This is a genomic window from Dyadobacter sp. AC419 (assembly GCF_979253085.1).
In genome coordinates this window covers 309633-322975 of sequence record NZ_CEEDCD010000027.1, presented here as the reverse complement: position 1 = coordinate 322975, position 13343 = coordinate 309633, and the positions used below count along the sequence as shown (strand labels likewise).

General features: G+C 44.1%; 11 protein-coding genes. 5 read left to right on the top strand and 6 right to left on the bottom strand.

Features of this window, described 5'->3' with window-relative positions:
* The first annotated feature begins 37 nt into the window (after window positions 1-37).
* The 3 genes from AC0IYG_RS26370 to AC0IYG_RS26360 all read left to right on the top strand — a co-directional run bounded on the left by AC0IYG_RS26370 (window position 38) and on the right by AC0IYG_RS26360 (window position 5332).
* On the top strand, window positions 38-2578 hold the full coding sequence (locus tag AC0IYG_RS26370) for an ATP-dependent Clp protease ATP-binding subunit (RefSeq protein ID WP_471714089.1): 2541 nt from the start codon (window positions 38-40) through the stop codon (window positions 2576-2578).
* A 153-nt stretch (window positions 2579-2731) separates the two neighbouring features.
* The gene (locus AC0IYG_RS26365; protein WP_471714088.1) at window positions 2732-4414 is read left to right on the top strand and encodes a carboxylesterase family protein; all 1683 of its coding nucleotides are present in this window, start codon (window positions 2732-2734) and stop codon (window positions 4412-4414) included.
* 33 nt (window positions 4415-4447) lie between these two features.
* Window positions 4448-5332, top strand: a complete 885-nt coding sequence (locus tag AC0IYG_RS26360; RefSeq protein ID WP_233795724.1) for a sugar phosphate isomerase/epimerase family protein — start codon at window positions 4448-4450, stop codon at window positions 5330-5332.
* A gap of 70 nt (window positions 5333-5402) precedes the next feature.
* On the opposite strand, the gene atpH is transcribed toward AC0IYG_RS26360, so the two are convergent.
* The 6 genes from atpH to AC0IYG_RS26330 form a co-directional block, all read right to left on the bottom strand.
* Window positions 5403-5939: an ATP synthase F1 subunit delta gene (atpH, locus tag AC0IYG_RS26355; RefSeq protein ID WP_471714087.1), complete on the bottom strand. Its 537-nt coding sequence runs from the start codon at window positions 5937-5939 to the stop codon at window positions 5403-5405.
* Between the two features lie 23 nt (window positions 5940-5962).
* A complete protein-coding gene (atpF, locus tag AC0IYG_RS26350) occupies window positions 5963-6457 on the bottom strand; it encodes a F0F1 ATP synthase subunit B (protein ID WP_471714086.1) in 495 nt (164 codons plus the stop codon).
* A gap of 139 nt (window positions 6458-6596) precedes the next feature.
* A complete protein-coding gene (atpE, locus tag AC0IYG_RS26345; RefSeq protein WP_471714085.1) occupies window positions 6597-6860 on the bottom strand; it encodes an ATP synthase F0 subunit C in 264 nt (87 codons plus the stop codon).
* 46 nt (window positions 6861-6906) lie between these two features.
* Entirely contained in the window at window positions 6907-8001 is a 1095-nt protein-coding gene (gene atpB, locus AC0IYG_RS26340; protein WP_471714084.1) for a F0F1 ATP synthase subunit A, read from the bottom strand.
* A 23-nt stretch (window positions 8002-8024) separates the two neighbouring features.
* Window positions 8025-8384, bottom strand: a complete 360-nt coding sequence (locus AC0IYG_RS26335; RefSeq protein WP_471714083.1) for a hypothetical protein — start codon at window positions 8382-8384, stop codon at window positions 8025-8027.
* Window positions 8385-8406: 22 nt separating this feature from the next.
* On the bottom strand, window positions 8407-8655 hold the full coding sequence (locus tag AC0IYG_RS26330) for an AtpZ/AtpI family protein (RefSeq protein ID WP_471714082.1): 249 nt from the start codon (window positions 8653-8655) through the stop codon (window positions 8407-8409).
* A 195-nt stretch (window positions 8656-8850) separates the two neighbouring features.
* Between AC0IYG_RS26330 and porW the strand changes: the two genes are divergently transcribed.
* Both porW and AC0IYG_RS26320 read left to right on the top strand, forming a co-directional pair.
* Entirely contained in the window at window positions 8851-10995 is a 2145-nt protein-coding gene (gene porW, locus AC0IYG_RS26325) for a type IX secretion system periplasmic lipoprotein PorW/SprE (RefSeq protein WP_471714081.1), read from the top strand.
* 50 nt (window positions 10996-11045) lie between these two features.
* Window positions 11046-13343: a transglycosylase domain-containing protein gene (locus AC0IYG_RS26320; RefSeq protein ID WP_471714080.1), complete on the top strand. Its 2298-nt coding sequence runs from the start codon at window positions 11046-11048 to the stop codon at window positions 13341-13343.

Below are 13343 nucleotides of genomic sequence, written 5' to 3'. Positions count from 1 at the left end.
GCGTTTAGAATATTAAAACACTTTTTATTGCTACACAATGGAAGCAAAATTTTCGAATAGAGTGAAAGAGGTAATCACGATGAGCAGGGAAGAAGCACTTCGCCTCGGTCATGATTACATTGGAGCGGAGCATTTGTTGCTGGGGATGATTCGTGAGGGAGACGGAGTGGCGATTGGCTTATTGAAAAAGCTGGGCGTTTCTCTGGATGATGTACGACAAACCATTGAGCAGGCAACAAAAGGAGCAGCGACCAACAACGTTAAGAATTTACAAAATATACCCCTGACCAGACAGTCAGAGAAAGTTTTAAAAATTACTTATCTGGAAGCCAAAATATTTAAGAGTAATTTGATCGGAACAGAGCATTTGCTGCTTTCGATTTTGCGCGACGAAGACAATGTAGGCACCCAGATTCTGCATAAATTTAATGTTAACTACGAAGTCATCAAGGAAATGTTAGAATATCAATCATCAGGATCCAAACCTCACATGGGGCCGGAGACCGAAGACGGAGATGATGAGGCAAGAGGAGGCATGTTCGGAGGAGGAAGCGGCTCTGCATCTGGAAAAGAATCAAAAGGAGCAGAGAAATCACGGACTCCTGTGTTGGATAACTTTGGACGCGACCTGACCAAAATGGCCGAGGTTGGTAAATTGGATCCGATCGTTGGACGTGAAAAAGAAATCGAGCGTGTTGCCCAAATCCTTAGCCGTCGTAAAAAGAATAACCCGATCCTTATCGGTGAGCCGGGTGTAGGTAAAACTGCAATCGCAGAAGGTCTTGCACTAAGAATTGTTCAGAAAAAAGTGTCACGTGTGCTTTTCGGAAAACGCGTTGTTACACTTGATCTTGCATCATTAGTTGCTGGAACAAAATACCGGGGACAGTTTGAAGAAAGAATGAAGGCAGTAATGAATGAATTGGAAAAATCTCCGGATGTGATCCTGTTCATTGATGAGCTGCATACAATCGTTGGCGCAGGTGGTGCTTCCGGTTCTCTGGATGCTTCAAACATGTTCAAGCCGGCATTGTCACGTGGAGAAATCCAGTGTATCGGTGCGACGACATTAGACGAATATCGCCAGTATATTGAAAAAGATGGTGCATTAGCACGTCGTTTCCAAATGGTGATGGTGGATGCAACTTCAATCGAAGAAACCATTCAAATCCTTGAAAACATTAAGGATAAATATGAAGATCACCACCACGTGAATTATACGCCTGAATCGATCAGCACAGCGGTTAAGCTTTCTGAAAGATACATTACAGACCGTTTCTTGCCGGATAAGGCGATTGACGTTTTGGATGAAGTAGGAGCAAGAGTTCACATCAGCAACATTACAGTTCCGGAAGACATTCTTGTTCTTGAAGAGCAGATTGAAAATATCAAGCAAGAAAAGAACAGGGTTGTTAAAAGCCAGAAATACGAAGAAGCAGCTCAATTAAGAGATCGTGAGAAAAAATTGATCGATCAATTAGAGCGTGCGAAACTGGCTTGGGAAGAAGAAACAAAACAAAAACGTTACACTGTAACTGAGCATAATGTAGCCGAAGTGGTTGCTATGATGACCGGAATTCCTGTAACGAACGTCTCGATGGATGAAGGCAAGAAATTGCTCAACATGGCCGACGAATTGAAAGCCAAAGTAATTGGTCAAAACCCACCGATCGAAAAGCTTGTAAAAGCGATTCAGCGTACAAGGGTTGGTTTGAAAGATCCGAAAAAACCAATCGGTTCATTCATTTTCCTTGGACCAACTGGTGTAGGTAAAACCGAGCTTGCTAAAGTGCTTTCAACATATTTGTTTGACAAAGATGATTCTTTGGTGCGGATCGATATGAGTGAATACATGGAGAAATTCAGCGTATCGCGTCTGGTAGGAGCGCCTCCGGGATATGTGGGTTATGAAGAAGGTGGTCAGCTGACTGAGAAAATCAGACGGAAGCCTTACAGTGTAGTCCTTCTGGATGAGATCGAAAAAGCGCACCCGGATGTTTTCAACATTCTTTTGCAAGTGCTTGACGATGGGATCCTTACAGACGGTCTTGGTCGCAGAGTCGATTTCAGAAACACGATCATTATCATGACTTCTAACATTGGAGCACGTGATTTGAAAGATTTCGGATCTGGAATTGGTTTCTCTACAAAAGCGAAAACAGAAAATCAGGACGATATTATGAAAGGCACCATTCAAAGTGCGCTTCGTAAAGCATTTTCTCCTGAATTCCTAAACCGTTTGGATGATGTGATTGTGTTCAACTCGCTTCAACGCGAAGATCTGCACCGCATTATCGACATTTCACTTGGCAAATTGTTTAACCGCGTGAAAGGTTTGGGTTATGAAATTGAATTGACAGTTGCTGCGAAAGACTTCTTGTCTGAAAAAGGATACGATCCGCAATACGGCGCGCGTCCTTTGAACCGGGCGATTCAGAAATATCTTGAAGATCCCGTAGCAGAAGAAATATTGAAAGGCGATTTGCGCGAAGGCGATGTGCTGGTTGCCAATCACGAAGAGAACAGTGAACAACTCGTTATCAGTGTTCGTAAGAAAGAAGAAGAACTTGCCAATTAACAGGCAGCTCTTTTAACAACAATGCTTGAAAAGGCGGATCATCTGATCCGCCTTTTTTTGTGTTAACATTCATTAGCAAGAATGAAATGCACATTTAGGCAAATAGTCGTTATGATTTAGTTTATATTTAGCCCAAGAAAATTATCATATCAAATGACCGTCAAATTCCGGAATCAAGCAGTTTTAATTGTACTGGGCTTACTGCTGGGCTTTACCAATTTACAAGCGCAAAAGCTTGCTACCGGCCCGCAAGTCCTGACTTTCTTCTCAGACGCCGACGACACCGAGCAGCCATATGGCCTCTATCTTCCCAAGAATTTCGATGAAAATAAAAAATATCCGCTGGTAATTATGCTGCATGGCGCTGGTTCCAACCACCGTTTGGACTTGCGTCGTGTTTTTGGAAAAAGCAATGCAGAGGACGAGACAGATAAAGAAGCAACCCGCTATTTTCCACAATGGGAAGATGTCGATTTCATTGTTGCTGCGCCATTTGCAAGAGGAACAGCAGGTTATCAGGGCATCCCGGAAGAGGACGTTTACGATGTGTTGGACGATGTAAAAAAGCGCTTTAAAATTGATGAAAATAAAACCTATCTCACGGGTTTGTCCATGGGTGGGGGAGGAACGCTTTGGCTCGGACTGACAAGGCCGGACATATGGGCAGCAATAGCTCCTGTTTGCCCTGCACCGCCGAATGGAACGTTCGATCTGGCAGCCAATGCATTGAATTTCCCTATACACTTTTTCCATGGCGATGCAGATCCCGTGGTTCCTGTTGCGGACACGCGTAAGTGGGTGCAGCATTTGCAGGATATTGGAGTGGAAGTGAGTTATAAAGAGTTTGTGGATGTCAAACATGACAGCTGGGTAAGTGCCTATGACAATGAATTTATCTTCGAATGGTTCGGCCACGCGGAGCGTAATCCGTTTCCGGATCGTGTGAAGTTTGTCAGCAAGCAATACAAATACAATAAGGCATTCTGGGTTCAGTTTGATAAGATGAACCTGGGAACGCTGGCAGAGATCGACGCCAATCTGAACAAACCCAATGCTGCGACTATTACTACGAAAAACCTTTCTGCATTTACATTCAACCTGAAAGGTCACCCGAAATTTAATGCGGCAAGCAATGTAACGTTCAGCATCGATGGAAAAGCGCTTTCGGCGAAAGTGGACAGTTCGGTTTCATTCGTGAAAAACAATAATGTGTGGGCAGTGGCTACAAATCCTATTGCGACAGGCCTGGTTAAGAAAAAAGGAGCAGAAGGTCCAATTTACGAAGCATTCTCAACCCCTCATATTTACGTGTATGGCACTGCTGACAATCCTTCACCCGAAGAGTTGAAAAAGCGCGTAGACGCTGCCACGCAGGCCGCGAACTGGTCCTATTACAGAGGTGAATTTGTAGGCAGGATCATGTTCTTTCCGAGGACTTTGTCTGATAAAAATGTGCGGCCAAGCGATATAGAGCATGGCAATTTGATTCTGTTCGGGACAAAAGAAACCAATTCGCTGATTGCAAAATATGCCGACCGGCTGCCGGTGCATTTGAATGCTGCTGATAAGTCACATGGCCTTTTTTACATATTCCCTGTGGATAAGCATTATGTGGCGGTAAGCTCCGGTTTGCCGTGGTGGACTGGCGCGGATAATAAGGATGCTGCGTTCATATCTCCTGTGCACCGCAGGCTTCCGGAATTCAAGGACCTGTTTTTCTTTAAAGATTCGTCCACCAATGTGATTGTCGACGGAAACTTTTCGGAAGACTGGAAAGTGACGGACGAAATGAAGACGAAGCTTTCCAATTCAGGAGCAATTACGATTACCAAATAAATATAACCAACCCCAATTTTCGACAGAAAACAAATGAATTACAACGAGAAGATTTCACGGAAATCATTCATGAAAGCGAGTGCTTTTATGTTGGCAGCTCCTATGCTTTCAAAATTTGATTTGACGGCTAAGGCATCCTCTAAGATCGGTTTGCAGCTTTACACGCTACGGACAGACCTTGCGAAGGATTTGGAGGGGACATTGAAAAAAGTTGCGGCGATCGGATACAAGGAAGTTGAGCTTTTTGGATATAACGACGGCAAATTTTTTGGAAAAACACCAAAAGAATTCAAAGCGATCCTGGACGGCCTGGGACTCAACCCGGTAAGCGGACATTATGGCGCAGGCGTTCAGATGAAAGATCAAAAAGGCACACTATCCAACGACTGGCAACGTGCGGTTGACGACGCAGCTGCTATCGGACAGAAATACGTGAACTGCGCTTATCTGACGGACGGAGAAAGAAAGTCAATTGAAGATTATAAGAAATACGTTGACCTGTTTAACAAATCAGGAGAGGTTGCCAAGAAAGCAGGTTTGCAGTTTGGTTACCACAACCACGATTTTGAGTTTAAGAAAATGGACGGCCAGCTTCCTTACGATTTGATTGCAAGCACGGATCCTGACTTGGTTAAGCTTGAATTGGATTTGTACTGGATCGTAAAAGCAGGTCTTGACCCAGTTGATTTGTTCAAAAAATATCCGGGCCGTTTCCCATTGTGGCACGTGAAGGATATGGACAAAACCGATCAGTCTTTCGCAGAGGTGGGAACCGGTTCTATCGACTTCAAAAAGATCTTTGACGCGCGCAAAATCGCTGGTCTGCAGCATTTCTTCGTCGAGCAGGATGTAGCGAAGCGCCCGGCTTTGGAAGCGATCGACATCAGCTTCAAGAACGTTACAAAAATGAAAGTATAGCAACATTTGGACATAAAAAAAGACCTGGCCGCATAGCAGCCGGGTCTTCCAAATTATGCAGATAAAAATATCAGTTTACAAACTGTAATTTAAGCTCGTTCAAACGGCTTCTCAAAGATGCGTCGATCTGACGGTCATCGATTTTCAGCACATATCCACCGATCAGATTCGGATCGATTTTCTCAGCCAGCTGCACGGTGCGGCCGGTTTTTGCAGTAACCATGTCAGAGAATTGCTTGCGAAGCTCTTCCGTAAGCGGGATAGTTGTGGTAACCGTCGCTCTCTGGATTCCCTGGTTCAGGTTATAGCTTTTGATAAATTCGTTTGATATTTCGTCAAGGATCGCCTCCCTGTTTTTCTTGGTAATGATGGTGAAAATCGCGTAGGAAACCGAATTGACACGCGTTTCAAATAGCGCTTTCAAAATATTCAGTTTCTTCTCGTGACGTACAACCGGGCTTTTCAATGCAAGCATTAAGCCCCTGTTTTTCTCAGCCGTATCCTTAAATAAAAGCATATCCTGATAAACTGCTTCAAGAACATCTTGTTCTTTCGCCAGCTCAATCAGCGATTTTGCATATCTGGAAGCAACTATACTTACTGACATTGGATTTTAATTTAAGAGACTGATTAGTTTAAGCGGGCAGAGGTAGCAAGTTCTGCGATTAATTGTTCCTGCGCTTCCTTGTCTTTCAATTCGCGGTGCAAAACTTTCTCAGCGATTTCAAGTGAAAGTGTAGCAACCTCTTTTCTGATCTTCGTAACAGCAACTTGCTGTTCGTTACGAATCGCTTCGCGAGCGCTTTCGATCATTTTTTGAGCTTCAACAGCTGCCTTGTCTTTTGATTCAAGGATTGTGCGGTCTGCTGCGTCTTTCGCATCGCGAAGGATCTGGTCACGCACTGCATTCGCTTCTGCGATCAATTTTTCGTTGTCCGATTTCAATTTCACCATTTCAGCTCTTGTTCTTTCAGCAAGATCAAGTGCACCCTGGATTTCGTTTTCACGGTCTTTAAGGCCTTTAATGATTGGTTTCCAGGCGAATTTTGCCAAAATGAAAACAACCAGCAAGAATACCACAAGCATCCAGAAAATAAGGCCTGGGTTTGGAGTAAGCAATGACATAGTATAATGAGTTTTGAGTGTAAGAACCGCTCTCTTTTATTTCTTAAAAATCGTGGAAGCCTAATGCTTCCACGAGAATTTCAATGTTACTTCCAACGCCTAATGCAAGAGAAGTAAGGACCGGAGTCCAATGTTTTTACTACAGCTTGAACGAAATCAGCAGACAGATAACTGCTGCGAAAAGCGCAACCGCCTCGATAAGAGCCGCGATGATAAGCATTGCAGTCTGGATAGCACCAGCAGCTTCTGGCTGACGAGCGATACCTTCAACAGCGCTTCCACCGATTTTACCGATACCAAGACCAGCACCAATAGCAGCAAGACCAGCGCCGATAGCAGCACCGAATACAGCTAGACCAGCACCACTTTGTTCTGCAGCTTGAAGCAAGATTTGAAACAACATAATTGTGTTTTGTTTAAAATATATAATTAATAAAAAAGAGATTCAATCAATGTCCGTGATCTGCGTGGCTGTGCTCTTCAATGGCACTTCCAATGTACATGGACGACAACAGGGTAAAGATAAATGCCTGGATAAACGCAACCATAATCTCGATAAAGTTGAGGAACAAGGCGAACAGCGAGATGACCGGAGCGATTACAATGCTTTGGAAAATAAAGATCAGACCGAAAAGGCTTAGCAAGATAATGTGACCTGCTGTCATGTTGGCGAACAACCGGACCATTAAAGAGAACGGCTTCATAAACACACCTACGATCTCAACAGGAATCATGATCAGCAACAATGGCACAGGAACGCCGTCTGGCTTCACAAGGTGTTTGTAATAGTTTCCATTTGCGTTCAGGTGAACAACGATAAATGTCAGAACGGCAAGTGTCATTGTCACTGCAATGTTACCCGTTACGTTAGCCGATCCCGGAAGCAACCCGAGAATGTTGTTCACCAGAATGAAGAAGAACAATGTAAGCAGGTAAGGAAGATATTTTTCGTATTTCGGGCCGATGTTCGGCTTAACAACGTCGTCACGGATAAAGAGGATAATGACTTCCATTGCGGATTGAAATCCTTTCGGCGCTTTTCCTTTGCTGTTTTTGTAAAATCCAGCAATGCTAGTGAAGATCAGGATCAGAATAACAGCGCTCAAAAGCATGGACGCTACGTTCTTAGTTATTGAGAAATCGTAAACTTTGCGCGACTCGTCAACAGGAACAATCGTTTCGGCATCACCGTGAACGAGGTGATAACCATTGTACTCGTGGTGTTCATTGTGAAACTTGGAAGATGAGAAAACTTCAATTCCGCGGTCAGCTGAGTAAAGGATAACCGGAAGCGGAAGAACCACACCATGCGTAATTTCCCATTCGTGAGAATCAGCAATGTGGTGCATGATCATCTGGCCTATATTGAACTTTTCCTCTGACTCTTCAAGATTATGTTCAATTTCGTGCTCTTGCTTATTAATGCCTTCAACCACATTTTCAGCCTCATGCTGTACGGGTTCGTCCGCCTTAGCTGGACCATTTAAAAGGCAAGTTGCTGCTATCAGCGCAGTAGTAAAAAACAGTCTCAAATGGGTGTACATATATGCTAAAATGCTATGCTTTGTCAATTGCGGCGCAAGTTACGATACAAACCATATATTTCAAAGCATGTATAAAATAAATAGAGTGCAAAAAAGTTGGTTATAAATAAGAATGAATCACTTAGCCCTTTGAACAAAAACAGTGCAATGAAGATCAGGCTGAGCACGATCCTGCCCGCGATGACGGCAATGTAAAAAGTGACGAATTTTTCACGATTGTTTCGAAACCCGATCTCCATCAGCCGGTGCGCAAAAAACGAAAGCCCGAAAAAGAAGACCAGAATGTACCAGATATAAGGGTGCAGCAAGCTGTCGAAGTGAAAATGCTGAGCAAGGAAAAATGCAATTCCGATAATGATGGTTGCAGCAATGGTGCGTAACATGCCTGACGGTTTTTTGTAAAATCTATTTTTTTGTAAAACCCCGGATGAGCATATATAAGGAGCCCGCAATGGAGAGGAGCGAAAGCACAAGCGTCCACACCGGCACATCGTTTTGCTGCCATTCATCGAGCTTGTAGCCACTATAAGTGAAGATCAGGATGGTGCCGAGCATCTGCGTAGCCATGCCGGAATATTTCAGGAAACCCGAAGATTCTTTTTTCAGCGCCCTTTTTCGTTCGTCCTTCCCTGCTTGATTGCTGTCTGGTTCCATGTAATTGCCCGATGTCGTGCAGCAAAATTGCTTCAATTTTTACAAATGCCCTTATCTTCGATACGTAATTATTTAAATTACCGTTTTAGATTTGCTCATAAGAAGACAAAAGACATCCCTAACTTCGTATTTGTGACCAACCGTTTTGCCCTCTACATCTGCCGGACAGCACTTTCACTAACTCTAATCAGTTTGATGGTGTCCTGTTCACAGTACAGTACAAAACCTGCCGCAATCGGTTTTCACAATCTTTCTGCGCGTTATAATGCTTATTTCATGGCCGAACAAAGCCTTTCCGAGGCTGAGTTTCTGATGCAAAAAGCATATAAAGAGGATTACAATCAATTGCTTCCAATCTTGCTTCCCATAGACTCTGTTTTATCGTTGCCGGTAAAGCCGCAGTTGCAGGATGCCATCAAAAAGTCGTCGATTGTTGCTGAAAAGCATCAGAACAGCAAGTGGATGGACAACAGCTACATTGTTTTAGGTAAATCGCGTTTGTATCTGGGCGAATGGGCGGACGGCCTTGAAGCGCTGCGCTATGTTTATGCAAACGGGCGCGATGAAGATGATAAAAATGATGCGCTGATCCTGCTCATGCGCGCATACATTATGCATAAAGACTATTCGAATGCGCTGGGCGTTGCCGAATATCTAAGCCAGCAGCCCCTTAAAAAATCTTCGGCTCGCGAATTTTACCTTACCAAAGCTTATTTACACCAGCAGAACGGCGAATATCTTACTTCTGTCGCTATTCTTGAAGAAACATTTCCGCTTCTAAAAAAGTCCATAGAAACCGCACGTATCCATTTTGCGGCTGCTCAAATGTATGACCGTTTGGGACAATATGCATTGGCCAACAAGCATTACCGCAGCGTAAACAAGAATCGCCCTAGTTATGACCTGGGCTTTTATTCCTCCATGAATTCGTTGCAGAATGATGTTGTCTTAAACCCGGACAAGAATCTGGACGATGTTGGTTTTGCAAGAATGCTGCGCGACCGTAAGAATGATGATTTGCGGGATAAAATCTATTTCACAATGGGCTTGCTGGCTGAACACAGAAAGCAAATTCCCGAAGCAATTGGTTATCTGCAAAAATCCGCCGCTGCTTCCAAAGGCACGAATATGGAGCAGAAAGCTTACACTTATTTGCAGCTGGCGCGAATCAATTACGAATCCCTGGAAAAATTTGAGGTCTCAAAAGCATATTATGACAGCGCATTGACAATCCTGCCGCAGACGGCACCAGAATACAAACTTGTGTCGGAAAGAAAGCGGGCGCTCGATGAATTTGTAAAACAATACACAGTTGTCAACACAGAAGACAGTTTGCAGAAACTGGCACAATTGAATCCTGCCGCATTGGACAACCGAATTGATGCAATTATAGAGGCGCAGGAAGCTGAGCGAAAAGCGGAAGAAATCAGAACTCAAAAAGCATTGCTGGCCAGTCAGAACACCAATGTGCAGAGCATTCAAAATCCGTTAATCAACGGAAATGAACGCAGATGGGAATTGTATGATCCGGCATTGATTAATCAGGGGAAACTGGATTTCAAGAGAGCCTGGGGAAACAGGCCACTCGAAGATGATTGGCGCAGAAGCAGCCGTCAAATGCGATCATTAGCAAACAACGGCATTAATACACCCGATTCTCTCGCTGTCGCAACGGAAGCTGTTGTGGATAATGGTTTGAAAAAAGGAACGCCTGAGTGGGATGCCCTGCATGCATCGCTCAAACAGAATATTCCGCTTACAGAAGGCCAGATGGGCGATTCTCAGAAAAGAAAAGAGGATGCTCTTTATAATCTAGGAAAGATTTACAGATTCGATTTACAAGAGCAGCAACGCTCCATTAAAGCATTTGAACGTGTTTTAGCCGATTATCCTAAAACACAATACAAGGAAGAGATCTATTATTTATTGTATCTGACTTACGAAAGTGAAACCGATAAAAATGCGTGGAAGGCGAAGTTGCTGAACGAGTATCCAACATCAACTTATGCACGTCTGGTTGGCAAAGCTGCTGATCAGGCAGGGAGCCTGGCGGGTGTGGGAAATCCGGTGAAAGAATACGAAGCAGCTTATGCGCTTTACAGCAAAGGCGATTACGCCAAAGCGCTTGAAGAAATTGAACAAAACCTGCCTGCTTATAAAGGTCACGCCATTGAAGATAAATTTGCCTTGCTGCGGGTTTTTCTGATCGGAAAAGTGCGCGGTAAAGATGCTTATACACAAGCCATTACCGAATTTATGAGATTATATCCTTCCAGTATTTACCTGCCTCGCCTCAAAGAGATGCAGGAGCTGAATTCCCTTTCGATGGGAAAGAGATAATTAGCTGAAATCGTATATTTGTCTGTTTCCAATTACTTAACTCCGTTTATATGCTTGAATTCCAACCCGGAAAGTATCGCCGCACCATAATCCGTCTCTGGCGGTTTATCGGAATTGGACTGGGTCTTCTAATACTTTACATTGTTGCCGTTAGCTTCAATTTTTTCTGGCTTTTTGGAGGAATGCCGGATCTTAAAACACTTGAAAATCCTAAAAGTGAACTTGCATCAGAACTGATCAGCGAAGACGGAAAATCGCTCGGAAAATATTTCTTTGAAAACCGGACACAAATTGACATTTCGCAGATTTCACCAAACCTCATTGACGCGTTGATCGCGACGGAGGATGCGCGTTTTGTGAACCACTCAGGCATTGACCCGCGAAGTTTGCTGCGCGTTTTTAAAGGCGTGGTTTCTGGAAATTCAAGTTCAGGAGGAGGCAGTACACTAACTCAGCAGGTTGCAAAAAACCTTTTCAATACGCGTTCAGAGGAGTTTGAAGGGCTATTAGGCAAAATTCCTTTGGTGCGCATTGTCATTGCGAAAACCAAGGAATGGGTGCTGGCAGTAATATTGGAAAGAAAATACACCAAGCAAGAGATCATGCAAATGTATCTCAACACAGTTTCATTTGGTAACAACACTTACGGGATCAAGGTCGCTGCAAAAACTTATTTTGACAAAGAAGCCTGGGATCTGAATGTTACCGAGGCTGCGCTGCTCGTCGGAATGCTGCAAAATCCAACACTTTTCAATCCATTGCGTTTTCCAAATAATGCATTGAACCGCCGAAACACGGTTTTGGCGCAAATGGCTAAATACGAATACATTCCAAGAGAAGATTTTGAAAGATATAAGGAAAAGCCGCTTGGCATGAACTTCACCGTGGACAGCCACAACACAGGACTCGCGCCTTATTTCAGAGAGTCCATGCGCGGTTATCTGAAAAGCTGGGTGAAGCTGTATAATGAGGAGCATGACATGAATTATGATCTGTATACCAGCGGTTTACGGATTTATACAACCATTGATTCCCGTATGCAGCGTTACCAGGAAGATGCGCTTACCGAGCATATGAAGGGGCAGCAAAAGCTGTTTGACGAACATTGGAAAGGCAGAAATCCGTGGACTTACGACAATGGAAAGGAAATTCCTGGCTTCTTAATGACTGCTGCAAGAAGATCACCACATTTTATCTCGCTAAAAAGAGACTTAGGCGAAGACGAAGCCTGGAAAATCATGCGCAGGCCTTACAAAATGAAGGTTTTTACCTGGAATGGAGAAAAGGAAGTGACGATGAGCCCGCTCGATTCTATCGCTTATTATAAGCGTTTTCTTCGCGCAGGGATGATGTCTATGGACCCGAGAAATGGCCACGTAAAAGCTTGGGTAGGCGGCATTAATTTCAAATATTTTAAGTATGACCACGTAAAACAAGGTTCACGCCAGCCGGGCTCGACATTCAAGCCTTTCGTTTACGTTTCGGCATTGGATAAAAACTTTTTGACGCCTTGCGATCACGTAACGGACGCGCCGATTTATTTTGGGCCTTCGGACGGCGTGCCGGGCGGATGGTCGCCTAAAAACTCCAATAACAAATATTCTTACCAATCGCTGTCATTAAGGCAGGCTTTGGGTAAATCGGTGAATACGGTCAGCGCTTATCTGATCAAAATGGTGAAAGCCAAAACGGTTGCCGAGTATGCGCACAAGCTGGGCATAACGAGCAAATTACAGGAAGTGCCATCCCTTTGTCTAGGCATCAGTGATGTTTCGGTTTATGAAATGGTTGGCGCTTACAGTGCATTTGCAAACGGCGGTCACAGAACCGAACCGATGACGATTTTGCGCATTGAGGATCGGTATGGTAATGTTTTACAGGAGTTTTTCCAAAAGCAAAACCAGGAAATCAGCGAAAATATGGCCTATAACATGCTGTATCTGATGCGCGGAGCGGTGGAAGATCCGGGTGGAACTGCTGGCCGTCTGAAACAATATGGCGTTACTGAAGGCAATGAGATCGCTGCCAAAACGGGAACGACTTCAAACTATTCTGACGGTTGGTTCATGGGTATGACACAGCATTTGGTTTCAGGCATCTGGGTAGGCGGTGAGGATCGCAGCATTCACTTCCGGACCATTGCTTACGGACAAGGAGGACGCATTGCGATGCCAGCCTGGGGAATGTTTATGAAAAAAGTTTATGACGATCCAACATTGGTTCAATATAGAAAAGGCCCTTTCAACAAGCCTGAAAACTACGTGCGCGAATGCGGCGGAGTGACTTCTGACAGCACGGACACCTATGTTCCGCCATCCCGTTCAGACGACGAGGGTGTTTTATTTTAA

What these genes read in the sequence shown, in the direction of transcription:
- AC0IYG_RS26370 (WP_471714089.1), top strand. Translation starts at nt 38, where the DNA reads ATGGAAGCAAAATTTTCGAATAGAGTGAAAGAGGTAATCACGATGAGC.
- AC0IYG_RS26365 (WP_471714088.1), top strand. Translation starts at nt 2,732, where the DNA reads ATGACCGTCAAATTCCGGAATCAAGCAGTTTTAATTGTACTGGGCTTA.
- AC0IYG_RS26360 (WP_233795724.1), top strand. Translation starts at nt 4,448, where the DNA reads ATGAATTACAACGAGAAGATTTCACGGAAATCATTCATGAAAGCGAGT.
- atpH (WP_471714087.1), bottom strand. Translation starts at nt 5,939, where the DNA reads ATGTCAGTAAGTATAGTTGCTTCCAGATATGCAAAATCGCTGATTGAG.
- atpF (WP_471714086.1), bottom strand. Translation starts at nt 6,457, where the DNA reads ATGTCATTGCTTACTCCAAACCCAGGCCTTATTTTCTGGATGCTTGTG.
- atpE (WP_471714085.1), bottom strand. Translation starts at nt 6,860, where the DNA reads ATGTTGTTTCAAATCTTGCTTCAAGCTGCAGAACAAAGTGGTGCTGGT.
- atpB (WP_471714084.1), bottom strand. Translation starts at nt 8,001, where the DNA reads ATGTACACCCATTTGAGACTGTTTTTTACTACTGCGCTGATAGCAGCA.
- AC0IYG_RS26335 (WP_471714083.1), bottom strand. Translation starts at nt 8,384, where the DNA reads ATGTTACGCACCATTGCTGCAACCATCATTATCGGAATTGCATTTTTC.
- AC0IYG_RS26330 (WP_471714082.1), bottom strand. Translation starts at nt 8,655, where the DNA reads ATGGAACCAGACAGCAATCAAGCAGGGAAGGACGAACGAAAAAGGGCG.
- porW (WP_471714081.1), top strand. Translation starts at nt 8,851, where the DNA reads ATGGTGTCCTGTTCACAGTACAGTACAAAACCTGCCGCAATCGGTTTT.
- AC0IYG_RS26320 (WP_471714080.1), top strand. Translation starts at nt 11,046, where the DNA reads ATGCTTGAATTCCAACCCGGAAAGTATCGCCGCACCATAATCCGTCTC.